The sequence below is a fragment of the Candidatus Nomurabacteria bacterium genome (genome assembly GCA_016699365.1).
GTDB lineage: Bacteria > Patescibacteriota > Minisyncoccia > Phycocordibacterales > UBA9973 > CAZLWF01.
Map to the genome: position 1 here is coordinate 462,220 of CP064973.1, position 24,789 is coordinate 487,008.

Consider the following 24,789-nt stretch of genomic DNA (forward strand, 5'->3'; position numbering starts at 1 on the left):
TTTTTTATTTGACAAATTGTTAAATCTATGTTAGATTTAAGGCAAATTTCACCAAAACTAAATAAAGAAATGAAAGAATTAAAGCGTTTTTTCGAACCTAATGCAAAGATTTCAAGGAGGTCAATGGCACTGATGACTTTTTTTCAGGTAGCCGTACTTCTTACATTGTGGCAATTCTTTGCCGCAGAAATTATCCCTAAACCCACTGATATTTTTAAATCACTGGGTTGGCTTATATCCGACCGAAACATGCTCGGTGAACTGGGTAGTACAACAATACTTACATTGAAAGCAATGTTTTTTGCGACATCAATCGGTATGGTCTTGTCTTTCCTTGCACCTGTAGCATTTTTCAAGCCCACAGTCGGACTTGTGGCAAACTTGAGATTCCTAACACTTGTTGGTTTTTCAGTTCTTATTCGTTTATACACATCGACCGGTGAAGAGTATAAAGTTGTACTTTTGATATTTGGTATGTTGCCGTATATCGTGACCGCAATGTCTGTAGAGGTAATAAGAATAAAAAAAGAAAAATACAATTATGCACGGACTCTTGGCTATGGTCCGTGGCAATCTTTATGGAACGTAGGCGTGAGAGGGCTTATGCCGAAAGTTCTTGAGGTGGTTCGGCAAAACTTCGCTATTGCTTGGATGATGATAACGATGGTTGAAAGTGCTAATCGTGAAAATGGTGGCATAGGTGCATTACTCTATGATCAAAATAGGTTTGCACATAACTTTGATCCTGTGTTCGCTATTCAACTAGCCATCTTTATTGTTGGTATGTCAGTTCATGTTTTGTTGAACTACGTGAATACCAAGACTTTTAAATGGGCTTATATTTCTAAATCTTAAAAAACAAGCATAAGCAATGGAAGAATATAAAATTACCGATGAGACCCTTCTGCAAATTGAGGGGATAAACAAATCTTTTACGGATTCATCTAACGGTCAGGTTAATACCGTATTGAAAGGTGTTGATCAGAAAATTTTCGATATTGTTCGTCCCGGTGTTTCTCAGGGGCAGGTTGTGAGTATTCTCGGTCCGTCAGGGATTGGGAAGACAACTCTGTTTGAAATTATTGCCGGTATAGAAAAACCTGATTCAGGTCAGGTCATGGTTCGCAACCCACTTCGCATGGCGAGTGCTGATGATAAAGTACCCCTATTAGTTCCTGTAAATCCAGGAATGGTTGGGGTTGTGTATCAAAGTTATCCCACATTCGAATATCTAAAAGTGCATGAAAATCTTATGCGGGGAGCGAAGCTTGGTGGAATTCGTGGCAAAGAAGCCATTGAGAAAGTGAAGTACTATCTTGAACACCTTGGTCTTCTTGAGTCTCGTAATAAATTTCCTGCTCAACTCTCTGGCGGACAACGTCAAAGGCTTGCAATTGGCCAGCAGTTATTGTGTTCATCAGTTATTTTATTGATGGATGAACCATTCAGTGGTCTTGACCCAAATGCCAAGAATGATGTCATGAGGCTCATTGTCGATTTATCGAAAACAAATGAGCTTATCACGTTTATTGTGGTGACACACGATATTCAATCTGCTGTTGCGATCTCCGATACTGTCTGGATTATGGGTAAAAACCCTAACGATGTAGGTGCAAGTATTATCGAGTCATACAACCTGATTGAAATGGGTCTTGCTTGGCATCCCGAAATTAAAAAGATGCCCGAATATCATAAATTTATCGGAGAGATTGAGGAAAACTTTCCAAGATATGCCGGTAAATAATTCGTTCTTTGTTTAATGTTTTTTTATCCACGTTGAATGTGGACATGTAGACCCGAGGTTAAACACCTCGGGTTTTTTTATTTCTTCTTTTTGGGTTTAGCCCATTCCGTCATCTCACTTGAACGTCTTTCAATTTCACTTAACTTACGAAGTTTTTGGATTTGTTTTTTTGAAAGTATTTTTATATGTGGACTCTCATCGAGCGCGATTGCTAGATCCCAGAGTTCTTCTTCGTCGGTTACCCAAGCAGGATCAACTTTTGATAAATCAAAGGGTTTGGAATAATCTCGCAGGGTCTTTACTCCATTTTTTGATATTGCATATTCGTGGAAATACGACATCACGAGTTCACGTACGGATTTGTAGACTGGTTCACGAAAACGTAGAACTGGGTAGTTTGTCTTGCTGATTGCACCCCAGAATCCATCTATTTTATATAAAGCAACAACATGGTCGAAATCTTTGCTTGAAGCACGTAGGTCTAATATAAGAGGTTTTTCCCCATGATAGGCGAGTGCGAGCGCAGCGAAGATTGCGCCTTCTATACAATGGGCTTTTTTGTATTTCATAACTCTACGTGGCGAGAGGAGGGTTTCATCGAAGTTTTGTGGAATTGAATTTAACCAATCCTGAATTTTGTAAGGATTGCTCAATTTCTTTAGCAGTTTTACTTCATTTTTTGTCAGATCTTTAAACATAGATTAAATTATAGCAATTTTTATGTTATTATTTCACAATGCAAAAAACAAAGGAAAAAAACAAAGACAGGAAACATGTTGTGCCTCGTACAAAAGTCGGACGCTCAAAACATAGTGGTTTTGGAATATTTGCAGTGGACCCTATAAAGAAAGGTCAGTTCATAATCGAATATGTCGGAAAGATTTGTACAAACAAAGAGGTTGAAGACAATGTGGGTATGTATCTTTTTGAATTGAATAACAAATTTACAATCGATGGTACTACTCGTAAAAATAAAGCTCGATATGTGAATCACTCATGTCGTCCCAATGCAGAAAGTGATGTGAAAGGTTTGCGTGTTTTTATATCTGCAATAAAAGATATTGCTCCAGGTGAAGAGGTGACATATGATTATGGAAAAGAATTTTTTGATGAATTTATAAAACCAAAGGGTTGTCAGTGTGGGTTCTGTGACGGGAAAGGAAAGAAAATACCACTAAATAAAAAGAAAAAATAACATAAAAATACCCCGCGCCTGCGGGGTATTTTTTTAGTTTGACTTTTATGTATTTTTGGGGCATCATGGGGTGTTCTTTTAAAAAACAGAACTAAATATATGCAAAGAGCTCTCATTGAAAGATTAAAAAGAGAGATCAGGACTGTTCCTGATTTTCCAAAACCAGGTATTGCATTTAAAGACATTTGCAGTATCCTAGAGAACCCAATTTTGATGCAAGACGTGTGCCAAGGTCTATATCATGACCTTGTCCCACTTAAGGGTAAGGTTACGCATGTCGTATCACTCGAATCCAGAGGTTTTATCTTTGGTACAGTGATGGCGCTGTATTTGAAAGTTCCGATGATTATCGTAAGGAAGCCAGGAAAACTTCCCGGTGAATTAGTCTCGGTTGATTATAAAAAGGAGTATGGCGTAGATACGCTTACTGTTGAGTCGGATTCATTTGGGAAAGGTGACCAGGTTTTGATCCACGATGACTTGCTTGCTACTGGAGGTAGTGCTGTCGCCGCTGCAAAACTTGTACACAAATGTGGAGCCGAAGTGTGCGGTTTTAGCTTCATTATGGAGCTCAATGAGCTTGAAGGTCGCAAGAAATTGCAATTGTTTTCTGACCATATAAATTCTGTTGTTAATTTTGAGAAAGGGGAATAATCTCCCTTTCTGACCTTATAAAACCACCTATTTGGGTGGTTTTCTTATATTTAGGCAAAACCCTTGCAAAATATAGAAAAATGTGTTATTCTAAAAGGGTCAAATATTTGTTCTATAGATTCCGATTTATTACTTACTTCGATGTTCTATACAGCAATTTTGAAGTAATTAATATAACTGATTCTGTTAAATCAGGATCTAAAAAAGAATTTATATGGAACACTCCAAAAATCGGCGTTATGCGCCAAAGCGGTCTTTTAGTAGTTCTCGTCCGAGCGGTTCACGTTCTCGCGCTCCACAAGGTGGTGGTCGCAGAGGTGGTGGTCGCGGACGCGGTCCTGCTATAGACATAGTAGGCTTTATAAGAAAGTCTACAGAAACTAAACATACAGAGAAAAAAATCGCTCCGGTCACGAGTACTTTTTCAGATTTCGCAATTAGTGAAAATCTAAAAGTAAACTTAGCAAAGCGTGGTTTTACTACACCTACTCCAATCCAAGACCAGGCAATCCCTGCGTTACTTGATGGTAGAGATGTTGTTGGACTTGCTTCTACAGGAACAGGGAAGACTGGTGCATTCTTGCTTCCTCTTATTACAAAAATCGAGAAAGATAAGTCACAGAAAGTTTTGATTATGGCTCCAACTCGTGAACTTGCCTTACAAATAGAACAAGAGTTCAGATTGTTTAGTACAGGTATGAAAATCTACTCAGCTTTTTGTGTAGGTGGTATGCCTATATCTCGTCAGATAGAAAACTTGCGTTATCGTCCACACGTTGTGATCGGCACACCAGGTAGACTTAAAGACTTGGCTGATCGCGGATGTATTCGTTACAACGAATATCAAAACGTGGTTCTAGACGAGGTTGATCATATGTTAGACATGGGATTTATAGAACCTATCACAAAGATCATGAACTCTCTTCCAAAAGAACGTCAAACACTTTTCTTCTCAGCTACTATGCCTACCCGTATCCGAGCTCTAACAAGTCAGTTTTTAAAAGATCCTGTATTGATTGAGATATCTAGTGGCTCTACAGCAAGTAACGTAACTCAAGATGTTATTCGTGTAGACGGTGATAGATCAAAGAAATTTGATATCTTGCATGATATGCTTTCAACTCCTGAACTTACAAAAGTTTTGATTTTCAGTGAGACAAAGCGTGATGTTGAAAAACTTACTATAGACTTGCGGAATCGCGGTCACAAGGCTGTTTCTATACACGGAGACAAGCGTCAGCGTGAGCGTGCTCGAGCACTTACAGATTTCAAGACAAATATAGCTACAATCCTAGTTGCAACTGATGTTGCTGCTCGTGGTATAGATATCAAAGAAGTTTCTCATGTTATAAATTTCACAATTCCTCAGACATTTGATGATTACGTACACCGAATTGGTCGTACAGGTCGCGGAAGTCACAAGGGAACTGCACTGACATTTATTTAAACAAACAAAAAACTGCGTTACGCAGTTTTTTGTTTGTTTAAATTAGCTGTTTTGATAGAATTGAATTAAACACATTTCAATATGAATATTCAAATATGCTGTATCAGATGGGATGGGTATCCTATTACAAGAAGTATAAGAGAGGTGTTGTATAGCATTTCTCAGGATCTGTATAAACTTAAAATTCCTTACATTGAATTTGATCTAGGTTGGTGTAAGGGAGAAGTTTTTACTGAATGGCAAATTTTAGAAATCGAAAAGACGGTCGGCTGCGTATTTTATTCTACGATATATGTGGGCAACAAGAAGACCATAATAGAATATTTGGCAGAAGAGTATTTTGAGGAAAAATATGAAATAGAATTTCTCATTAATCAAGCAATTGTTGGAACAGAGTTTGGATATATATGTAGAAATTAGAAATTTTAAAAGCCACATGATTGTGGCTTTTTGTTTATGTTCCTCGATTGAACTCCGCTTCTTCCAGGAGCTCTTTGTTTGTGAACTTTTTTCTTTCTATTCTTGTCCACGCATCTTCTGTTTCACCTCCTCCTGCCGGACGAATCATTCTTACAAAAGCAAAACTGTTTGCTAGGATAGGTTTTTCTTCGAAGGGTATTTCTCGTGTGTAGTGTACTATAGAGCAGTTCGGTACACGACCCCAGCTTTCGGTGTTCATCAGATATTCGTTCGCTTTTTTCAAAGACATTCGTTCCAGTATGATTCGGAAAGCTCGCATCACGTGTCCATGACATACAATAATTACATTTTTCCCATCACATTCTCTTGCGAGTGTATCCAGGATAAGTTTTATTCTATCGCATAAATCTGCAACACTTTCACCTTGGAGTGGGCGATACAGAAATGGCTGAGTGTCATAAAATTTTTGCTCATTTTTGTAGAACTCATCTCTTTCAGATGGTGTGATACTGTTGAATACACCTCCGTCACGTTCGCGTAATTTTGCGTCTTGCATCCAGAGAGCATTCGGTAGATTAAGATGTGCAGCGGTCTGCATGGCTCGCACATTGTTTGAAACAAGCATCCTGTCGAATGCGTAGAGTTTATTTTTCTTGAACCATTCACCAGCAAGTTTTGCTTGTTCTATTCCGAGTTCAGTGAGTTGATATTGAGACTCATGCAGCTCCAAGAATTCTTCGCTGAAAAAAGACTCGTCACCTGTTTCTTCGAACTTTTTGCGTGCGAGGTTTCCCTCAGATTGTCCGTGTCGGACAAGAAATAAATTTTTTGGCATTCCCATATTTTCTAGATTAGTTATTTTTGTTGCCAATAACTTCGCGACAAAAACAACTAATCTAAAATAGGAAATAGTAAAAAGATCCTTATTTATCAACATAATAACGGATTTTTTGTGTTTTGTCAAACTTTGGTTTTTTGCCAGAAATGCTAGTATTAGAAAAAATTAAATATGGAAAATTTTGCGCAAGAGCTTTATGATATTAGCTTAAAATATCAGAACAGTCCTAAAATTAAAAAGATTCGCAAGGCTACATCCGAGATACAAGCAAAATCTTTTTTAAAAGAAATTAAAGTTCGGCTTATGCATGCTGCTGAACAGGGTAAGTTTGAACTTCCTATTTTACAGGTGGAATATTCTAAACAATCTGTGGAGCAGTTGAATAAATATGAGACACTGATCTTCGAAGGTTGTAAAGCTATGGGATTAAAGACTGAAGTAAGAGAGCTTTATGAAACTGAAATGGGGAACAGAGAATCGATCGGTTTTCATATATATGTTCATTGGAGAAAAGAATAAAAAACAAAAACCGCCAAACTTGGCGGTTTTAATTATTGGTTATTTTTCTGCCATCTTGGAGCAAAACGTACTAGCCAGGTATAAAATCGGGCTTTTAGTTTTGGTACACCAACCCCGAGCATTCCTTTGTAGACAAATTCTTTAAATCCTTTTAGGTCTCCTTCGTAAGTAAATTTTCCGTTTTTGAAACAGTAGCTACAATACTTGTCACTTTCCCGAACTCCAGGATCTTTCGAAAATGGCATTAGGCAACTTTCGCACGCATCTTTACAGTTTTTTGTCATAAATTATTTTATCCGTTTAGTTTGTGATAAGAGTTATATGAAAGTGCGAGGATGATGAATGCTACTACTGGCAATGCAAGACCTGCGTTGAACCCAGCGACAACCCATAGACTGACAAACGCACAGATGAAATCGATACCAAATCCAGCATATGCCCACTCTTTAACACGAGCAGGGAACTTGGGCACGATAAGGACTATAGATCCGAGGACTTTGAATACTGTAAGTAGTGTGACGAAATAGAGTGGATATCCGAGACCTACAATGCCTTGGATAGACATTTCGCTTTGTGAAGTGAGGGCGGGCATGACTCCTTCGAATATAAAAATAAGACTAGTGGTGACCCAGAAGATAATTTTGTGTTTTTTCATGAATTTATTGTTTATATAATACTAATTTGTAGGTGATCCGTTTTTTAAATATTTACCTGCAATACTGAGTGCAAAAGAGGGCAGTATTATAAATACCGTTACTTGTAAAAGTCTTGCCAATACCTCGCTTAGGACTGTTTGCTCTCCGTCCAGACCTCCTGTCACGGCCATAATAATACCGATAATCCCAAAGGCGATTGACGCTCCGATAAATATTTTTGTTGCTATTTTTTGCATTGGTTTATTATAACAGTAAAAATATTACCACCAAATTTGATAGAATATATTGTATGAAAAACATGCCACATAAAATGCCTCCGGATTTCAAAAAAGCAATATCTTCTTCAAGGAAGGCGAGAGAGGTGTGGGAAGTTGTAACACTGCTTGCACGGAACGAATGGATTTGTTGGGTGACATCGGGTAAAAAAGAAGAGACGAGAGGTATTCGCATCGAGAAAGCTATTTCAAAACTTGAAGGCGGAATGCGCCGACCATGTTGCTGGGCAGGGTGTCCACATAGATAAAAATTGATTAATTACTATTGGATACTAAATATTTTCTATAAGCATCAAATTTGTAGAACCAGATTTTCCTTGTTTTAGACCAGCAGCAATAACATATTTTTCACCCTTTTTTAGATTGCATTTTTCTTTTGCAATTTCTATTGCTATTTTTCTAGCTTCATCAAAAGTTTTTGCACCAGTGTGATATATCGGCAGTACCCCAAAAGAAATCATGAGGGATCGTAAGGTTTTTTGTGAAGAAGATATTGCATAGATAGGGAGACTAGATTTATATCTAGAAAGCATTCTAGCAGTAAATCCAGATTCGGTAAGAGCGATGATCGCACTTGCGCCTACTTGATTTGCATTATGAACAACAGAAGAAGATACAGAATCAGCGATATTATCTTTCATAACTTCAATCTTTTTGTAATTAGGTAGATTTTCTTCTACAACACAAGCTACTCTCTGCATAAGAGAGACAACTTTTTTAGGATATTTACCAATTGCTGTTTCTTCGGATAGCATGATTGCATCTGCACCGTCATATATTGCGTTTGCTATATCAGAGATTTCAGCTCTAGTTGGTGTCTCATTTTCAACCATAGACAAAAGCATTTGTGTTGCAACAATAACAGGCACTCCTGCGGTGTTACACTTTTCTATAATCATCTTTTGGATTGTAGGAATCTTTTCTATTCCAACCTCGATGGCTAGGTCTCCGCGGGCAACCATGATTGCATCTGTTTCTTTTATTATTTCATCTATACAGGAAACTGCTTCAGGGGTTTCTATTTTTGCTACGATTTTAGCACTGCTTTTGTTTTTTTGTAGAAGTCTTTTTAGATCTTGTATATCTTTTACAGATCTAACAAAAGAAAGCGCAACAAAATCAACATCTTGTTTTATACCAAACAAAAGATCCTTTTTATCTTTTTCTGTAATTGCAGAAATTTTTAGATTTGCACCTGGTATATTTACACCGCGTCTACCGCGTATCATCCCACCCATTTCTACTTTTGTATTCACATAGTCCTCGCCTATAGAAGTAACACACAGAGATCTTTTTCCATCATCTAGTAGTATGATTGCTCCCGGTTTCAATTCTTTTCTGAGGCCTGAATAATTTATATAGAGATTGTTTTCATCTCCAATAATTGGTTTGAAAACAATTTTTACAGAATCTCCCTTTTTCAATGTTATTTGACCGTTTTTTACTTCTCCTGTTCTAATCTTTGGACCAGATAGGTCTAGAAGTGTAGCAATTAGAGACTTAGATATTTTCTCTGCCTCTCTAATAGCGGTAATCCTTTTTGCGTGTTCTTCATGGTTTCCGTGACTCATGTTTAGCCTGGCAACAGAAAGCCCATTTTTCATAAGGTCTGCCAGTATTTTTGGGTCTTCAGTTGAAGGGCCTAGAGTTGCAACAATTTTTGTTTTGTTTTTCATAATAAAAATTTTCAGACTTATGCAGTAAATTCAATTAACCACTCAATACCGTATTTATCTCGAAACATTCCAGCATATGACCCCCAAGGGCTGTCTCCCATAGGCCCTTCGATTTCTCCTCCGATAGATAAGCTATTGAACAATTTCTCAGCCTCTTCTTTACTTTCTGTATTTATTAAAATTTTACTTCTATTTTCATGTTCATTTACAGGTCCCATAAACCCTGGAACATCGTTTGCTATCAATACGCTGCCATTACCGATAGGTAGGGAGATATACATAATTTTTTCTGTCTCATTTTCTGGGACAGGGAATTCAGCACTTGCCAGATCTTTGAAACGAACGATTTTTTTAAACTCACCACCAAATACCGATTTGTAAAAGGTTAAAGCTTCGAAAGCGTTCCCGTTGAAATTTATCCAAGGATTTATTGTTGTCATATGGCAATCATACCAGATATGACAACCAAGACAAAAATGCTTTTTTATGTTGCTCGGGAGGTAGAGTGATCTCGACTACTGTCGCGGGTAACTTTCCGAAACTCTCAGAATATATTCTTCGTGTTTCAGGAAAGTTCTTTCGATCCCTACACGGAAAGTTTCCCAAACTTTCCTCTCCCGAGCAATATAAAAAACGCCAACAAGTGGCGCTTTTTATATTGCTCGGGAGGTAGGGATCGAACCTACGACCAATCGCTTAACAGGCGACCGCTCTACCGCTGAGCTACTCCCGAATATTCATATAGAACAGACAAAATATACCAAAAATACAGAAAAAAGCAAAAGGCGCTCCAGATTGGCGCCTTTGTGTTATTTATTGGCTGGGGTAATAGTAGCTTATCCAGCTATTACCATTCCACCATGTGTAACCTATAACTACTTGCCCGTAGACCCATTCAGTGCCGTTCCAGGTGTATTTCCAGCCCAAAAGGGGTGTGGTAGTAGTCTCGTAAGTCATATTGTTTTTTTGCCAGACAACCTTTTGTTCCAAAATATTGTCATATATAGCATAACTAATCAGGCTTACAACAGTTTGCCCCAGCAGTGTTCCTAGGCTTGGGTAGTAATAATTGTAATTTTGATTTTCGTATCTGTAATTTCTGTGATAGTAGTATCGATAACCTCTGTAGTATCCATAAGTTGTTCCGTATCCATTGTTGAATATATAGTAACTTGTGTTTATGGACGTTGGAGGTATAGATACCTGTCCTTTTGTGATATTAGACAATAAGCATAAAATCAATATGTAAATGAACTTTTTCATATTTACCCGTTTTATTAATTAAACCACTGTTTAATATCTTAAACAATAGCGCTTGGTAGTTCGTTGGCGTGATATAATACATATGTGAGATTATTAGTTTAACCAATAAAAAAATGCTCAACATAAATATAAAAACAACAAATATGGAGCTTACTTCTGCAATCCGTGAGTATACAGAAAAGAAAATTGAAACCTTAGAGAAAGTTATGAAATCTTCACCTGAGGTGATAAATATTGAAATTGGTAAAACCACAAATCATCACAAACAGGGCGATGTTTATAAAGCAGAATTGAATATGGCTATTGGTGGATATAAATTTCATACTGAAAGCGAAGAAGAAGATTTATATGCTGCAATAGATGCAGTTCGTGAAGATATGTTCCGTCAGCTTACTGAGAACAAAGATAGAAATGAAACACTTTTCCGACGCGGTGCTCGTAGTGTAAAGAAAATGCTCAAAGGTCTATCAGACAGAAATCCGTTTACATCAAAATATTAAAATATAAAACTCCCCAGGTAGGGGAGTTTTATATTTTATAATCAGTTTCTTTTTTACCTTCAGGTATTACTCGTTCGATTATGAATTCTCCATTTTCGAATCTCGCTTTTGTGATCTTGATGCGTCTATTATTCTCATCAAAGAAATAAATTCCTGGCCAAGTGAAATACGCTTTGTATTTTGCGTATTTTATTTTCGGTTCATCAGAGAGTTTTATTTCACCGTCATCTTTGGATATTTTTTTACAGTATGTAGCATTTTCGTGATTTTGTTCGATTGGGATTATTTTTCCATCGAGCCATTCTGGGATGGTGTCAGCAAGTAGTTCTGCTCCGATATGTGTGAGTCGCTCTCGCAGATGTGGTGTAGTCTCATCAGAGTCAATTTCAGCACGAGACATAGCAAGTATCGGGCCAGTGTCCATTTTTCGCGCCATTTTTTGTATGGTGACACCAGTCTCAGTGTCTTGGTTTAATATTGCGGATTCAACAGGTGAGGCACCTCTATATTTTGGAAGTAATGAATAGTGAATATTTAAGGCTCCCAGAGGAAATAAATTGATCAACTCTTCTGAAAAAATCTTTCCATAAGCGACAACAATTCCTAGATCTAATTCATGAGATTTTATTTCAGACATAAATTTCTCGTCAATTTTCTCTGGAGTTAATAATGGAATATTATTTTTCTCTGCCCAAACTTTTACAGGAGTAGGAGTGATTTCAAAATGTCTTCCAATTGGCTTGTCTGGAGAAGTTACTACAAGAGCAGGTAAAAATCCACGGCTTTTCAATATCTCAAGCGTCACGCTCGCAAGTTCTGGTGTTCCAAAGAATACAAATTTTTTATCCATTGGTTTTTTCAGGAATTATTTCTTCTATATCTGTTGCATGGTCTATGAACAATATTCCATCTAAATGATCGATTTCATGTTGGAATATTTGCGCTAGTAGACCACCACCTCCTCGAGTGAATTTCTCGCCATTTTCGTCATAGGCTTCTACAGTGGCGTTTTTGTAACGTTTTGTTTTTCCATACAACCATCGGACTGAGAGGCATCCTTCTGGAACTTTCTTTTTTTCTTTGGAGCTTTTTATTATTTTTGGATTTATAAAGACAAGGTCTTTTGGCCAACCACCCGCTGGTTCTTCAGGGTTTTCACTTTTTGCAAAATCTGGATGGAATATTTTTCCTGAAATAATAAATATGCGCAACGGAATTCCAATTTGTGGACAAGCTAAAGCCACACCATCACTTTCTCTATGAAGTGCAGTTTGCATGTCTTTGATAATCTTTTTTATTTTAGGAGTTTTAATCTCTTTCTGCTCGACTTCTAGTGCGGTATCGCGTAGTACAGGATCATCTTTTTGCACAATTTTTACCATAGATTTATTTTAGTTCTTTTATGTATTCGAGAAGGTTTTTTATTTTGACTGTTTCTTGAGATCTAGTAGCCATATCGCGTACGAGTACTGCGTCCTCTAGAGCTTCTTTTTGTCCAAATAGTATTGCGTAGGGGATTGCAAGTTTTTCAGCGATAGCAAGTTGTTGAGAGAGGGTGTCTTTTGATAGAGATTGAGCGATAGGGATATGTGCTTTGCGTAAAATTTCAATTACATTTAAACTTTTTAGTTTTGCATCAGCTCCGAGTTGAATGAAATATATTTTAGGTTTCTTCATGATACGAGGAGTAAGCTTTTTGTACCAAGGTGCGACGATTATTCGATCTACTCCGATTGATATTCCTACAGCAGGGACGTCTTTCTTGCCACCTAGGTGCTTTGCTAGATAGTCATATCTTCCTCCTCCTGCGATCGTTAGTCCACTTCCATCTTCTGATATACCTGTATCTATTATCTCAAATACAGTGCGTGTGTAATATGAAAGCCCGCGAACAAGACATTTGTTTATGTTATATGGGATTCCCATTTCTTCTAGATACTCCAAGACTTCTTTGAAGTGTTTTTTACAGTCATGACATAGATATGCGATAGAGTCTGGAGCTCCTTCATTGAGTTCTTTTGTCTTTGGATCTTTTGAATCAAGTATTCGAAGAGGGTTGGTCTTTAGTCGTTCGCGGTCTATAGCAGGCAAGACATTGATATGCTTTTTGTAGTAGTTTGTAAGCTCTCGAATATATGCACCTCGGCATTCTTTGTCGCCAATTGAGTTTATATCTACAGACAAGTTACTAGCTCCTGCTTCTTCGAGGATTGTTATACCTGTTCGGATAGCGAGTGCGTCCATTATACTTTTTTCACTTCCTAGTATGTCTGCATCAAATTGCCAGAATTGTCGGTAACGTCCTTTTTGAGGATTGTCATGACGAAATACTGGTCCATACTGATAATGCATAACCGGCTGGGGCATATTTTGCATTCCATGTTCTATATATGCACGCATAAGAGAAGCTGTGTGTTCTGGGCGCATAGCAAGCTTGTCACCGCCTTTAGTTTTAAGAGTGTACATTTCTTTGTCTACAATATCTGTACCTTCTCCAATTGAAGATGTGAATACTTCTTCTTGTTCTAATATTGGTGTTTCAATTGGTTTGAAACCATAGTACATAGAAACTTCTTGAGCTTTTTCGAAGAATCCTTGGAATAAATAGTATTCATCTCCAGCAATATCACGCATACCTTTTGGGCTTGCGAGAGGTTCTTTCTTCACTTTTTTTGTTTGTTCTTTTGACATAGGCATTAGTTTACTTGTTCATAATTATGATAAATTCCTGGTGTTACTGAAATTGTAGAAAAAGGGAATAGACGTAAAAATGTCTTTCCTACGATATGATCTTCGGGCAATGTTCCCCAAGTTCGTGAGTCAGAACTAGCTGGACGATTGTCTCCCATAACAAAGTATTCTCCTGCTTCCAATGTGTAACTAAGTTCTACTTGTTTTGGAACATTTCCTTTTATATAAGGTTCATTTAGATTGAATCCTTCTGGGTTGGATTCATTTGTTATAGTAACTTTTCCATTTTCAGCTACATGAACACTCTCACCCGGTAAACCTATAATTCTTTTTATAAAATATTTTGTTTCATCTTTTGGATATTTAAACACAATCACATCACCGCGCTTTGGTTCACTGACTCGATATGATATCTCATCTACTATCAAATATTCTCCATCTTGGAATGTTGGTACCATAGAACTTCCAGAAACTATAAAAGGCTGTGCAACAAATGTGCGCACAGGTATTACTATAAGTAGAGCAATTATTGCAAAGCGTACTACATCCCAAATACTCTCTTTTTTATTTGGTGTAGCGACTTCTGTAGATTGGTTTTCTTCCATAAAGTGTGCTCATTGTACTATGGATTTGAGCTTGACACAAATGCTCACTTTGTTGTGTTTTGAAAGGCACGGATATTTTCTTGCTAGAAAATTCCTCGAGCTCGCGCCGCCGCGCTCACTAGTCCTTTCAAAACACAACAGGCGCTCGCTGAGAAAAAACAAAAATATGCACAAGGTATTTAATTAGGTAATTTCCAATCACTTCTATATAAATTCGGATTCTATATGTTTTTTGTTATACTCCATACATGAAAATTATTGTAGGACTAGGGAATCCTGGGGTGGAATACGAAGGCAGTAGACACAATACTGGCCGGTCTATTTTGATGGTACTCGCAAAGAAGTGGGAATTTTCGCCATGGAAGACTGATGTGAAATTGAAAGCTCTGACTTCAATAGGTTCGATTGAAAAGAAAAAAGTTATGTTTGTGTTGCCGGAGACTTTCATGAATCTTTCAGGTAAAAGCGTTGCTCCACTTATTGGATCGAAGAAAGCTCTCGATGACTTACTTGTCATATATGATGATTTGGATTTACCTCTTGGACGTATCAAACTTTCACACAACCGTAGCGCTGGTGGGCATAACGGAGTCGCTTCAATTATTAAGTCTGTAAAATCAGAAGCTTTCACACGTATACGTGTCGGAGTGTCACCAGAAACTCCAGGAGGTAAGCTGAAGAAGCCTACGGGTGAAAGTGTAGTGGTAGATTTCCTGATGAAGAAATTCCGCGAACCAGAAATGGTAGAGTTCAAAAAGATTATTAAAAAAAGTGGAGAAGCTATTGAGACTTTTGTGACGGAAGGTCGTGAAATGGCTATGACCAAACATAACTAAAGAATAAATAATATGGAAGACAAAGAATATATTTTCGGGAAGCATCCAGTAGAAGAATTTCTCGCACGCACACCAAAGCGTATACAAAAGATTTTTATGAAAGAGGGAATCGAACCAAGGTTCGGGTCTTCAATCAAAGCTTTAGCAAAGAAATATAAAATATCAGTCGTTGAAGTTGATTTAAAGAAGCTTGCGTTATTGTCCGAAGGTGAACAGCATCAGGGTGTGGTTGCTCTAGTTTCTCCGACACCAATGTTTGATCTAAAAGAATGGATCGCAAAAATAAAGATTGAAAACAATCCATGTGTGGTTTTGATGGATGAGTTGGAAGACCCGCACAATGTCGGAGCGATAATTCGTTCTGCTGCAGGTTTTGGCGCGAGTGCTATTTTATTAGCAAAGCATCGTCAAAGTCCGATTACTGGTGTAGTAACAAAAGCTAGTGCTGGTACCATAGATAGAGTTCCATTGGTGCGTATTGGAAATATAAATGACGCAATTGTTAAATTAAAGGAAAAAGGCTTTTGGATTTTAGGACTTGATGGAGATGGGGATCAATCGCTTTTTGAGATAGATATGAAAATGCCGGTTTGTATAGTTGTAGGAGGAGAAGGAAAGGGAATCAGAGAGAAAACTTTGGACAATTGCGATATAAAAGTTCGTATTCCGATGGAGAATAAAGTTGAATCTTTCAATGCATCAGTTTCTGCAGCGCTTGTGTTGTATGAATGGAGGAAGCAAAACAAATAGAAATCTTAGAAAAAATCCCCTCTGGGGATTTTTTCTTTATTTATTTAATCACTACTTTTTTGAAAAAGTAGTGCAAAAACTTCTTTGCATTCAGTACCAAGAATACTCACTAAATTCAAGTTCACTAAAAGTATTAACTCGCTTTGCTCAAACAGAATACTTTTTCCTTACGGAACGTTCACTTTCATTTGTTCGTATAATCTTGGTACTGAAAGGCAAAGCCTAGACTCAGGAATTCAGAATTCCCGTATAACTAAATCCATACTTTCTAAAAAGCCTTGCGCAGCCGGGTAGGCGAGCAGAGCAATTCGCTAGCAAGCGAATATGTGTGCTTTTTAAAAGTATCGATAAAAAAAGGGTTTTCCAGAAACCAAGCTCTGATTAACCGCAAACTGAATTGAAGTTATAAAAAGAAAAAACCCGCAGGGTGGGTTTTTTCTTTTGAAATGTTTTTTTATTTCTTTTCTTCTAGGAAAGCTAGAGTCATTCTTTGCTCCTTTGGTTCAAAGAGTGTGATTTGGAAATTGTAAGTTTTTCCAAGTTCCAAAACTTCACGAAGTTTTGCTTCTGAGCCAAATAGGGAATTGTGGACTAGTCCAGCTACACCCTCTTTGATTGAAACAAGAGCTCCATGACGGTTGTACTTGATTACAACTCCTTTTATGATATCTCCTTTTTTAAGTGATCCATCAAATTCGTTCCATGGATTTTCTTTCAATGCTTTTATAGATAGAGAAATTTTTCCGTCTTTGATTTCAATTATCTTTGCTTTGATTTTGTCTCCAACTTTGAACATACTGCGCAAGTCTTCAACTAGACCCCAATCAACTTCAGATATATGAACCAATCCTTCTAGTCCCTCTTCTATTTTCAAGAATACTCCGAAGTCTACGATACCAGCTACTGTTGCCTCTAGTTCATCACCAACTGTGTATTTACCAACGATTTCTTTGCGTTCTTCTGGGTTGTTGTCTTTTTCAGAGAAAATAAGTTTACCTTCTTTTGGTAGGGCAGAAATTATGATTACTGAAAGTTTCTTTCCAACAAGTTTCTTCAATTCTTTTAGAATCTTATCTTTATCAGAATCTTCTACACGAGGGTAGTGTTCAGGCTTTAGTTGAGATGCTGGTAGGAAACCTGCAATACCTTGCCACTCCATTATAAGACCTCCCTTGTTTGCTTCTTTTACCAAGATGTCCATAATTGTTTTTTCCTTGATTGCAACATCTGCTTCACCCCAAAGTAGAGCTTGTTTAGCTTCTTTTAGAGAAAGTTCTGTATAACCATCTTCGTTTTCTACTTCAACTATTTTTGCCTTGATAACATCTCCGATATTTATCTTTTTGATTATATCTCGAGCGTTATTGTATTCGCGTCCGTAAATAACTCCAGTTCCAAATGGTTCTAGTGCTACATAAACAGCACTTTTTTCAATTGCAATAACTGGTCCCTCAACAAGAGATTCAACTTCTGGTCTTGGTTGTGCTGTATCTAGGATAGCGTCAGTTCCTGTAAGAACTATAGCTTCTACTTTTTGTTCTGTTTTTTTCTTCATATAAAATAAAAAATCCGCCGCAGCGGAAAATCCTTTTTGAATATGGGTATTTTGGGTTTTTTCTCCCAAAAGGGTTATTCCATATTTCACGCCCTGCTCTACTAAACGTAGATTAACAAAGCGACTGCTAATACGGACAATAATACCAGAAATAATACTAAATGCAAGGCAATTTGGTTATTTTGTTGATATAAAAAACTAGTCACACATCCTACTTTCTGGTATACTTCCTGCATGATTATTACATATTACGGAAAGCAGTTTTTCAAAATCACTCAAGGTGATCTTGTAATTGCCTATAATCCAATCTCCAAATCTTCAAATTTTTCTCCATCTCGCTTTGGTTCAGATATTGCAATTTCTTCAGTTTCAATGGGAGATTATTCTGGTATTGAAACTGTAACTTATTCTGGTAAAGAGCCTTTTGCTATTAGAGGTGCTGGAGATTATGAGGTAAAAGGTGTTTCTATAAAGGGAGTAGGAAGTGAAGTTTTGATTGATAATAAAAAATACATCAACACTGCCTATACTGTTACTCTTGAAGGTATTAAACTTGCTTTCATAGGTGCGCTAACAGAACTAAATGATGCAACTCGAGAATTGGTCTTGAGTGCTGATATACTTTTTGTCCCTGTTTCAGATAAATTTTTACCTCCAGCAAAAGCTTATAAGGCCGCTCTATCACTTGAGCCACTTATAATTATTCCAATGGAAGATGCTAGCGGTGCGCCACTAAAACAATTCTTAAAAGAGGGTGGGCAAGAAGACGCAGAAATAGTTGATAAGCTTACTATAAAGAAAAAAGATTTTGACGGAAAAGAAGCTGAGATAATAGTATTGAAGGAAGCTTAATAAAAAATTAGATGATGTCCCAAATAGAAAAACTAAGACAGAAGTCAGAAAGCACACGCAAGCAGATTGCGTTACTGAGCACTTTTGTTATTACAGGTATTATAGTTATGTTCTGGGTTTATACCTTAGGAGAGCGTTTTAGTAATAGCTCAAGTAGTATAACCAAGGAAGCTTCATCTGATAAGCCCCTAAATATTCTGATTGGTTCTGTGGGAAATCTTTCTTCTGATATTAGAGCCAATGTAAGTGATGCACTGAATAATACAAATTAGATTTAATTTTTTAGATATACATGCCAAAACCAAAAGCAAAAGAAAATACTGCACCAATCGGAGAGCCTAGACAAAACGTAGTGCCGATAAATATCACAACTGAGATGAAAGATTCGTATATTAGTTATGCGATGAGTGTTATAACTGCGCGTGCATTGCCTGATATTCGTGATGGACTAAAACCTGTGCATCGTAGAATTTTGTATTCAATGTATGAAAACGGTCATACATCAAGCGCAAAAACAGTTAAATCTGCGCGTATTGTTGGAGACGTGCTAGGTAAATACCATCCGCATGGTGACTCTTCAGTTTATGACGCAATGGTGCAAATGGCTCAAGAATTCTCTACTAGATATCCATTGGTTATCGGTCAAGGTAACTTCGGTACTATAGATGGAGATGGTGCAGCGGCAATGCGTTATACAGAGGCAAAGATGTCAAAGGTTGCTAGTGAGCTTTTGCGTGATCTAGACAAAGAGACTGTAGACTGGAGCCCAAACTATGACAACACTCGTAAAGAACCTAAGGTTTTACCTACTGCAGTACCGAACCTTCTTTTAAATGGAACTCTTGGTATCGCTGTTGGTATGGCAACAAATATACCTCCACACAATTTGGGAGAGGTTATAGATGCAACACTACACTTGATAGACAATCCTGATGCAACAACTGACGACCTACTTGGTTTTATACAAGGTCCAGATTTTCCTACAGGAGGAATTGCTTTTGGTGCAAAAGACATGCTTCATGCATATGCGACAGGACGTGGTGGAGTGGTGTGTCGAGGAGAAGCTGAAATTGCTGAACAAAAGTCAGGTCTTGCTCAAATCATAATTACTTCAATACCTTATCGTGTAAACAAACAGGATTTGGTAGTTGCTATTGCAAATCTTGTTCAAGAAAAAAAACTTGAAGGTATAAAAGGCCTAAGAGATGAATCTACAAAAGATATACGAGTTGTTATAGATTTGAAAAATGGAGTTCATCCACAAAAAGTTTTGAATTATCTCTACAAACACACTCAACTTGAAAATACATTTCACTTCAACTTAGTCGCTCTAGTCGATGGTATTCCTCAGACTTTGGCGCTAAAAACATTTTTATCTGAATTCGTATCTCATCGAAACGAAGTAGTTCGTCGTAGAACTATATACGATCTACGCAAGGCCGAGGAAAGAGAGCATATACTTCTAGGTTTGAAGAAGGCGCTTGATCATATTGATAAAGTTATCTCTGTTATCCGTGCATCAAAAGATACTGCTGTTGCAAAGGCTAATTTGATGAAAGAATTTAAGTTTACTGAAATCCAAGCAACTGCAATTTTGGAAATGAAACTCCAGAAACTTGCTGGTCTTGAACGTAAAAATGTTGAACTTGAGTTAAAAGAGAAGCAAGAATTGATTGCCTTCTTGAAGGATTTGCTAGCTCATCCAAAGAAAATTCTCAAAGTTATTTCTGACGAGTTAGTAGAAATAAAATCAAAATATAACGACGATCGTCGTACAAAGATTGTCAAAGGTGGAGTAAAAATGATAAATGACGAGGATCTTATTCCTGAAAAAGAGTCTGTTCTTGTCTACACGGCTGGTGGTTATGTAAAACGTACAGATCCAATTGAATACCGAGCACAGAAACGTGGCGGTGTTGGTGTTGTAGATCTAGAAACAAAAGAAGAGGATTTTATAACTCAGCTTCTAAATGCAAACACACATAGTGACCTGCTATTCTTTACTAATCTAGGTAAGGCTTATCAGATAAAGATGTACGACATACCAGAAGGTAAGCGTGCTACAAAAGGAAAATCTATAATGAACTTCCTCGCACTAGGAACAGATGAACAAGTTATGTCTATTTTGCCTGTTTCAAAAGAAAAGAAAGCAAAAGAACAATACCTGATGCTTGTAACTGAAAATGGTACTGCAAAGAAGATGGCATATTCTCACTTCAAAGACGTTCGCAGAAGTGGCTTGATTGCTATAAAGCTCGATAAAGATGATTCTCTAAAGTCTGCAAAGTTGGTAGAAAAAGGTGACGATATGATGCTTGTTACAGCCGACGGTCAGTCTATTCGATTCAAAGAAAGTGATATTCGTGAAATGGGGCGCACAGCAGGTGGTGTACGTGCAATGAAAGTTGATAAAGGCGATTCAATAATCGGCGTAGATGTAGTATCAAAAGATTCTAGTACTTCTGTATTGCTTACAATGAGTTCAAATGGTCTTGGTAAATGTACTAAACTAACAGAATATAAAGTTCAGAAACGTGGAGGTTCAGGTATAAAGACTGCAAAAGTTACAACCAAAACAGGAAAGCTAATCGTAGCAAAAGTTGTTACTGACGAAGAAGAGCTAATCTCTATGTCTAAAAAAGGTCAAGTTATAAGAGTTGAATTGAAATCAGTTCCAAGACTCGGTCGCGACACCCAAGGAGTTACTATTATGAAACTTAGAGCGGGGGACGGCATAGCATCTCTCACATGTTTTTAAAATTATGGATATAGACTTTGGAGTTCCAGCAAGCAATTTAAAACAATTTGGTTTAGGGAGCACTCTACATGTTGCTGATTTAGGTGCAGGTTCTGGGCATTACACAAGAGCTTTGTCTGGCATGCTTAGTGAAGGTAAAGTTTATGCTATAGAAGTTCAAAAAGAGATACTAGAGCGTTTAAAGAATGATCTCTCTCGTGAAGGTAAAACAAACGTAGAATATATCTGGGCAAATATAGAAAAAATGGGTGGTACAAAATTGGCTGACAATTCTCTTGATGCAGTTGTAATTTCTAATGTATTTTTTCAAATTGAAGATAAAGTAACTTTCATAAAAGAAGTTAAAAGAATTCTTAAGCCAAAAGGTAGAATACTTTTGATAGATTGGTCAGGCTCGTTTGGTGGCATGGGTCCAACAAGTGAATCTGTTGTTACAGAAGATAGTGCGCGAAGCTTGTTTGAAAACAATGGTTTTGTTTTTGAAAAAAATATAAACGCTGGAGCAAATCACTGGGGGATGGTTTTGGTGAAATAGTCGCTTCGTTAGAAAAAACCACAAGATTTCTTTGCACAAAAAACCTTAAAGGGTATAATTAAACTACTAATGTCGAATTTTCAAATTGCGCTTTCAGTAATATTTGGTTTTGCTTTTTTGCTAGCCGTAGCAATATTTTCTGGTTTCATAAAAATTCCAGATAGAAATGCTGGTGGAATTGAAGGTGCGACTGGTCAGGTTGTAATGTGGGGAACTATTGATGATGGGGCTTTTAGAGATACGATAGAAGATTTCAATAGAAACAAAGATTACTCACTGCGCTATATAGAAAAGAAGTCTTCAACTTTCGATGCAGAGCTAATAGAAGCATTGGCTAGCGGTAAAGGCCCAGATCTTGTGCTTGTTTCGCAAGATATGTTATGGAAATATAAAAACAAAGCTTACGTAATACCTTATGAAGGGTATAGTGAGCGTGTCTTTTTAGATACTTTTATTCCCGAGTCTGAAATATATTTGGTAAAAGAGGGAATACTCGCTCTACCTTTTACTGTTGATCCACTGGTCCTCTATTACAATAAAAATACTTTTACATCTACTGGGATAGTCTCCTATCCAAAGACTTGGACTGAACTTGTAAATATTGTTCCGCTTCTTGTTGAGAAAGATGCTAGTGGAAATATAATTCGTGGAGCTATAGGTATGGGATCTTTTACAAATGTTACTCATGCAAAAGAAATACTCGCTACACTTTTTTTACAATCAGGTGTTGATATTACATCATACGACCGTACTACTGGGGAACTAGACGCAGCTATAAAATCTACATCAAATAATTCATCAGTTGCAGAACAAGTAACAGAATTTTTCACAAATTTCACAGATCCAGTATTGTCTACTTACACATGGAATACTGCTCTCCCAGAATCTCGTGATGCATTTATAGCGGGCGACCTGGCTATGTATATAGGATATGCTAGTGAGGTGGAAAGTATCAGGGCAAAAAATCCAAATCTAGATTTTGATGTTGCTCCGATTCCGCAATTGGACAATACAAAGACTAAGGTCACTTTTGGTGATATGAAGGGAATTATGATAATGAATGCTTCTAAAAACCGAAACACAGCATATGTTGTCTCAGCATTGCTGTCAGGCAATGAATTCCTGTCTTCTTTTACCCCAAACCTAAATCTTCCGCCGGTTCGCAGAGACTTGCTTGCTAGTAGACCAACAGACCCAATACTTTCCATATTCTATACAGAGGCTCTTATATCTCGTGGTTGGATTGATCCATCTAGTATAAAGACAACAGACATACTTAGTCGTCTAACTTCTGGAATCTACGAACCATACCAAGCAGTTTCTCTTGCTAACGAAGAATTATCTTTATTTATAAATAGCGGAATATAATTTTATGAAAAAAATACCTTCTATATTTTCTGGTTTACTAATATTTTCATTTATATTTATATTTAGTTCTGTGCTTTCTCCTGATTTTGCATCAGCCGAATCTTTGATTCCATGTGACGGTGGTCCTACAAATGGATGTGACTTCAACGATCTTATGGCTTTGGTAAACAATGTGATCAACTTTTTGATATTTGACCTCGCACTACCTATTGCGGCTGTGGTTATAGCTTATGCTGGTTTCTTATTTCTCACTAGTGGAGATGAGCCAGGCAAGCGCACAAAGGCAAAGAACATGCTTGTGAATATAGTTATAGGTTTGGTACTTGCACTTGCGAGTTGGCTTATAGTGCAAACAATACTTTTATCACTCGGCTATGATGGACCACTCTTTCTTAGTAACGATTAGTAATATATAATTTTAAATATGAAAAAGAAGATTTTTGTTTCTATAATTTCTCTGAGTTTCTTGTTTGCTTTCTTTCCAAGTATCAATGTTTACGCTGCGTGTCCGCCAAATTGTGATACAGGCGATATAACTGCAGGGGGAGATGGGGATATAACTGCTGGTGGTGACGGTACTGGTACAGCTGGAGGTGATACTGGATCTGGAGATTTTAGCTTAGATGTTACAATCGACAATCCTCTCGCAACTGACATAGATACTCTACCAGAATTCGTGGAAGAGGTTTTGCGAATAGTTTTGAAAGTTGGGATTCCAATAGTTACATTATTTATAATCTACGCTGGCTTACTATTTGTTATGGCAGCTGGTAATCCTGAAAAGCTCAAAAAGGCAAAGGAAACACTTCTGTGGACACTTGTGGGAGCTGCGGTACTGCTCGGAGCGTGGGTTATAGCAGAGGCGATACAGGGCACACTTGTACAACTAGGAGCTTAATATTTAATCAATAAATTTTATGGGAGGAACAGCAACAACATCATCATTTTGTCCGGTCACTATCAACACAATTGCAGATTTTTTGAATTTTTTTACATGTCTTATAAGTAAGTCTGTAATACCACTACTCATTGCTCTTGCTGTGATTGTGTTTATATGGGGAGTGCTCAAGTTTATTATGAATGCTGATGATAGTACAAAGCGTGAAGAGGGAAGGAATTTCATAATCTGGGGTCTTGTAGGACTTTTCGTAATGGTCTCTATTTGGGGTATTGTAAATATACTAAACAATACATTTGGAGTAAGTAATGTTATTCCACAGTTGCCTATGTAGTGTGTGTTGTTTTTGCTCCTAGCTACTGTATAATTTACGTATAGCAAATTTGCACTTGTTCCACGGTCTGGGATAGGGCAATATTATAAATTAGTAATTTTTAGAATCATTTTATGGATATTACAGATGTTTTAGCTAAAATAGGTGACATATTAAATGTTATCATCCCACTTCTTATAACTCTTGGAGTTATATACTTTATTTGGGGTGTTATCAAATACGTTACAGCAAAAGATGAAGATGCGCAGAAAGAAGGTCGCAATACTATCATCTCTGGAATCATTGGCTTGTTCGTTATCGTAGCTGTATGGGGTCTTGTAGGAATCCTACAGAACACATTTGAAACAGGAGACAATACTATCTCAAACGATGATATTCCTTGTATCCCTGGTGTTGGAACAAACGGAGATTGTTAATCTA

Annotated in this window: 33 protein-coding genes and 1 tRNA gene; 20 read left to right on the forward strand and 14 right to left on the reverse strand. The window is 37.3% G+C overall.

Annotated elements, in window-relative coordinates; genetic code table 11:
* The first annotated feature begins 27 nt into the window (after positions 1 to 27).
* Both IPJ63_02600 and IPJ63_02605 read left to right on the forward strand, forming a co-directional pair.
* Complete coding sequence (locus tag IPJ63_02600; GenBank protein QQR76368.1) at positions 28 to 855, forward strand: hypothetical protein; 828 nt, start codon at positions 28 to 30, stop codon at positions 853 to 855.
* Positions 856 to 871: 16 nt separating this feature from the next.
* Entirely contained in the window at positions 872 to 1,744 is an 873-nt protein-coding gene (locus IPJ63_02605) for an ATP-binding cassette domain-containing protein (GenBank protein ID QQR76369.1), read from the forward strand.
* Between the two features lie 77 nt (positions 1,745 to 1,821).
* On the opposite strand, the gene IPJ63_02610 is transcribed toward IPJ63_02605, so the two are convergent.
* Entirely contained in the window at positions 1,822 to 2,442 is a 621-nt protein-coding gene (locus tag IPJ63_02610; GenBank protein QQR76370.1) for a hypothetical protein, read from the reverse strand.
* Between the two features lie 38 nt (positions 2,443 to 2,480).
* Here IPJ63_02610 and IPJ63_02615 point away from each other — a divergent pair, with 38 nt between their 5' ends.
* The 4 genes from IPJ63_02615 to IPJ63_02630 all read left to right on the forward strand — a co-directional run bounded on the left by IPJ63_02615 (position 2,481) and on the right by IPJ63_02630 (position 5,460).
* Positions 2,481 to 2,939, forward strand: a complete 459-nt coding sequence (locus tag IPJ63_02615; GenBank protein QQR76371.1) for an SET domain-containing protein — start codon at positions 2,481 to 2,483, stop codon at positions 2,937 to 2,939.
* A gap of 99 nt (positions 2,940 to 3,038) precedes the next feature.
* A complete protein-coding gene (locus IPJ63_02620) occupies positions 3,039 to 3,593 on the forward strand; it encodes an adenine phosphoribosyltransferase (GenBank protein ID QQR76372.1) in 555 nt (184 codons plus the stop codon).
* 214 nt (positions 3,594 to 3,807) lie between these two features.
* Positions 3,808 to 5,040, forward strand: a complete 1,233-nt coding sequence (locus IPJ63_02625; protein QQR76373.1) for a DEAD/DEAH box helicase — start codon at positions 3,808 to 3,810, stop codon at positions 5,038 to 5,040.
* An 81-nt stretch (positions 5,041 to 5,121) separates the two neighbouring features.
* On the forward strand, positions 5,122 to 5,460 hold the full coding sequence (locus IPJ63_02630; GenBank protein ID QQR76374.1) for a hypothetical protein: 339 nt from the start codon (positions 5,122 to 5,124) through the stop codon (positions 5,458 to 5,460).
* 34 nt (positions 5,461 to 5,494) lie between these two features.
* Here the strand turns inward: IPJ63_02630 and IPJ63_02635 are convergent, their stop codons facing one another.
* Positions 5,495 to 6,397 carry a histidine phosphatase family protein gene (locus IPJ63_02635; GenBank protein QQR76375.1) on the reverse strand — a complete coding sequence of 301 codons (903 nt, stop codon included), beginning with the start codon at positions 6,395 to 6,397 and terminating at the stop codon, positions 5,495 to 5,497.
* Between the two features lie 72 nt (positions 6,398 to 6,469).
* On the opposite strand from IPJ63_02635, the gene IPJ63_02640 reads away from it, so the two are divergent.
* The gene (locus tag IPJ63_02640) at positions 6,470 to 6,817 is read left to right on the forward strand and encodes a hypothetical protein (protein ID QQR76376.1); all 348 of its coding nucleotides are present in this window, start codon (positions 6,470 to 6,472) and stop codon (positions 6,815 to 6,817) included.
* Positions 6,818 to 6,849: 32 nt separating this feature from the next.
* Here the strand turns inward: IPJ63_02640 and IPJ63_02645 are convergent, their stop codons facing one another.
* From IPJ63_02645 to IPJ63_02655, 3 genes are read right to left on the reverse strand one after another with little or no spacing between them, the layout of a single operon-like run.
* On the reverse strand, positions 6,850 to 7,062 hold the full coding sequence (locus tag IPJ63_02645) for a hypothetical protein (protein QQR76377.1): 213 nt from the start codon (positions 7,060 to 7,062) through the stop codon (positions 6,850 to 6,852).
* A gap of 47 nt (positions 7,063 to 7,109) precedes the next feature.
* Positions 7,110 to 7,472: a DoxX family protein gene (locus IPJ63_02650; GenBank protein QQR76378.1), complete on the reverse strand. Its 363-nt coding sequence runs from the start codon at positions 7,470 to 7,472 to the stop codon at positions 7,110 to 7,112.
* A 21-nt stretch (positions 7,473 to 7,493) separates the two neighbouring features.
* Complete coding sequence (locus IPJ63_02655; protein QQR76379.1) at positions 7,494 to 7,709, reverse strand: hypothetical protein; 216 nt, start codon at positions 7,707 to 7,709, stop codon at positions 7,494 to 7,496.
* Between the two features lie 53 nt (positions 7,710 to 7,762).
* Here IPJ63_02655 and IPJ63_02660 point away from each other — a divergent pair, with 53 nt between their 5' ends.
* On the forward strand, positions 7,763 to 7,996 hold the full coding sequence (locus IPJ63_02660) for a YdeI/OmpD-associated family protein (GenBank protein QQR76380.1): 234 nt from the start codon (positions 7,763 to 7,765) through the stop codon (positions 7,994 to 7,996).
* A 24-nt stretch (positions 7,997 to 8,020) separates the two neighbouring features.
* Here the strand turns inward: IPJ63_02660 and pyk are convergent, their stop codons facing one another.
* The 4 genes from pyk to IPJ63_02680 form a co-directional block, all read right to left on the reverse strand.
* Positions 8,021 to 9,424 carry a pyruvate kinase gene (pyk, locus tag IPJ63_02665; GenBank protein ID QQR76381.1) on the reverse strand — a complete coding sequence of 468 codons (1,404 nt, stop codon included), beginning with the start codon at positions 9,422 to 9,424 and terminating at the stop codon, positions 8,021 to 8,023.
* A gap of 17 nt (positions 9,425 to 9,441) precedes the next feature.
* Positions 9,442 to 9,864, reverse strand: a complete 423-nt coding sequence (locus IPJ63_02670; protein ID QQR76382.1) for a VOC family protein — start codon at positions 9,862 to 9,864, stop codon at positions 9,442 to 9,444.
* A 221-nt stretch (positions 9,865 to 10,085) separates the two neighbouring features.
* A tRNA-Asn gene (locus IPJ63_02675) sits at positions 10,086 to 10,157 on the reverse strand.
* 80 nt (positions 10,158 to 10,237) lie between these two features.
* Entirely contained in the window at positions 10,238 to 10,687 is a 450-nt protein-coding gene (locus tag IPJ63_02680) for a hypothetical protein (protein QQR76383.1), read from the reverse strand.
* A 113-nt stretch (positions 10,688 to 10,800) separates the two neighbouring features.
* Here IPJ63_02680 and raiA point away from each other — a divergent pair, with 113 nt between their 5' ends.
* Positions 10,801 to 11,187: a ribosome-associated translation inhibitor RaiA gene (raiA, locus tag IPJ63_02685; protein ID QQR76384.1), complete on the forward strand. Its 387-nt coding sequence runs from the start codon at positions 10,801 to 10,803 to the stop codon at positions 11,185 to 11,187.
* 28 nt (positions 11,188 to 11,215) lie between these two features.
* On the opposite strand, the gene fmt is transcribed toward raiA, so the two are convergent.
* The 4 genes from fmt to lepB are packed head-to-tail and all read right to left on the reverse strand — an operon-like array spanning position 11,216 to position 14,483.
* Entirely contained in the window at positions 11,216 to 12,037 is an 822-nt protein-coding gene (fmt, locus tag IPJ63_02690) for a methionyl-tRNA formyltransferase (GenBank protein QQR76385.1), read from the reverse strand.
* Complete coding sequence (def, locus tag IPJ63_02695; protein QQR76386.1) at positions 12,030 to 12,569, reverse strand: peptide deformylase; 540 nt, start codon at positions 12,567 to 12,569, stop codon at positions 12,030 to 12,032. Before def ends, fmt begins: the two co-directional genes overlap by 8 nt.
* 4 nt (positions 12,570 to 12,573) lie before the next feature.
* Positions 12,574 to 13,878: a histidine--tRNA ligase gene (locus IPJ63_02700; protein QQR76387.1), complete on the reverse strand. Its 1,305-nt coding sequence runs from the start codon at positions 13,876 to 13,878 to the stop codon at positions 12,574 to 12,576.
* A gap of 5 nt (positions 13,879 to 13,883) precedes the next feature.
* On the reverse strand, positions 13,884 to 14,483 hold the full coding sequence (gene lepB / locus IPJ63_02705) for a signal peptidase I (protein QQR76388.1): 600 nt from the start codon (positions 14,481 to 14,483) through the stop codon (positions 13,884 to 13,886).
* 248 nt (positions 14,484 to 14,731) lie between these two features.
* Between lepB and IPJ63_02710 the strand changes: the two genes are divergently transcribed.
* Together IPJ63_02710 and rlmB are read left to right on the forward strand one after the other, a co-directional pair.
* Positions 14,732 to 15,319, forward strand: a complete 588-nt coding sequence (locus tag IPJ63_02710) for an aminoacyl-tRNA hydrolase (GenBank protein QQR76389.1) — start codon at positions 14,732 to 14,734, stop codon at positions 15,317 to 15,319.
* A gap of 12 nt (positions 15,320 to 15,331) precedes the next feature.
* The gene (rlmB, locus tag IPJ63_02715; GenBank protein QQR76390.1) at positions 15,332 to 16,069 is read left to right on the forward strand and encodes a 23S rRNA (guanosine(2251)-2'-O)-methyltransferase RlmB; all 738 of its coding nucleotides are present in this window, start codon (positions 15,332 to 15,334) and stop codon (positions 16,067 to 16,069) included.
* Positions 16,070 to 16,523: 454 nt separating this feature from the next.
* Here rlmB and IPJ63_02720 read toward each other — a convergent pair whose 3' ends face one another.
* Entirely contained in the window at positions 16,524 to 17,624 is a 1,101-nt protein-coding gene (locus IPJ63_02720; protein QQR76391.1) for a 30S ribosomal protein S1, read from the reverse strand.
* A 234-nt stretch (positions 17,625 to 17,858) separates the two neighbouring features.
* Between IPJ63_02720 and IPJ63_02725 the strand changes: the two genes are divergently transcribed.
* The 9 genes from IPJ63_02725 to IPJ63_02765 all read left to right on the forward strand — a co-directional run bounded on the left by IPJ63_02725 (position 17,859) and on the right by IPJ63_02765 (position 24,785).
* Complete coding sequence (locus IPJ63_02725) at positions 17,859 to 18,476, forward strand: MBL fold metallo-hydrolase (GenBank protein ID QQR76392.1); 618 nt, start codon at positions 17,859 to 17,861, stop codon at positions 18,474 to 18,476.
* A 14-nt stretch (positions 18,477 to 18,490) separates the two neighbouring features.
* Positions 18,491 to 18,748 (forward strand): hypothetical protein, encoded by a 258-nt coding sequence (locus IPJ63_02730; protein QQR76393.1) that lies wholly within the window; start codon positions 18,491 to 18,493, stop codon positions 18,746 to 18,748.
* A gap of 20 nt (positions 18,749 to 18,768) precedes the next feature.
* The gene (gene gyrA / locus IPJ63_02735) at positions 18,769 to 21,234 is read left to right on the forward strand and encodes a DNA gyrase subunit A (GenBank protein QQR76394.1); all 2,466 of its coding nucleotides are present in this window, start codon (positions 18,769 to 18,771) and stop codon (positions 21,232 to 21,234) included.
* Positions 21,235 to 21,238: 4 nt separating this feature from the next.
* Positions 21,239 to 21,769 (forward strand): class I SAM-dependent methyltransferase, encoded by a 531-nt coding sequence (locus IPJ63_02740; protein QQR76395.1) that lies wholly within the window; start codon positions 21,239 to 21,241, stop codon positions 21,767 to 21,769.
* Between the two features lie 69 nt (positions 21,770 to 21,838).
* Positions 21,839 to 23,137, forward strand: coding sequence for an extracellular solute-binding protein (locus tag IPJ63_02745; GenBank protein ID QQR76396.1), 1,299 nt, complete (start codon positions 21,839 to 21,841; stop codon positions 23,135 to 23,137).
* A 4-nt stretch (positions 23,138 to 23,141) separates the two neighbouring features.
* Positions 23,142 to 23,543 carry a TrbC/VirB2 family protein gene (locus IPJ63_02750; protein QQR76397.1) on the forward strand — a complete coding sequence of 134 codons (402 nt, stop codon included), beginning with the start codon at positions 23,142 to 23,144 and terminating at the stop codon, positions 23,541 to 23,543.
* Positions 23,544 to 23,561: 18 nt separating this feature from the next.
* Positions 23,562 to 24,035 carry a hypothetical protein gene (locus IPJ63_02755; protein QQR76398.1) on the forward strand — a complete coding sequence of 158 codons (474 nt, stop codon included), beginning with the start codon at positions 23,562 to 23,564 and terminating at the stop codon, positions 24,033 to 24,035.
* Between the two features lie 19 nt (positions 24,036 to 24,054).
* Positions 24,055 to 24,369 carry a hypothetical protein gene (locus tag IPJ63_02760; protein ID QQR76399.1) on the forward strand — a complete coding sequence of 105 codons (315 nt, stop codon included), beginning with the start codon at positions 24,055 to 24,057 and terminating at the stop codon, positions 24,367 to 24,369.
* A 113-nt stretch (positions 24,370 to 24,482) separates the two neighbouring features.
* On the forward strand, positions 24,483 to 24,785 hold the full coding sequence (locus IPJ63_02765) for a hypothetical protein (protein QQR76400.1): 303 nt from the start codon (positions 24,483 to 24,485) through the stop codon (positions 24,783 to 24,785).
* Positions 24,786 to 24,789: the final 4 nt, after the last annotated feature.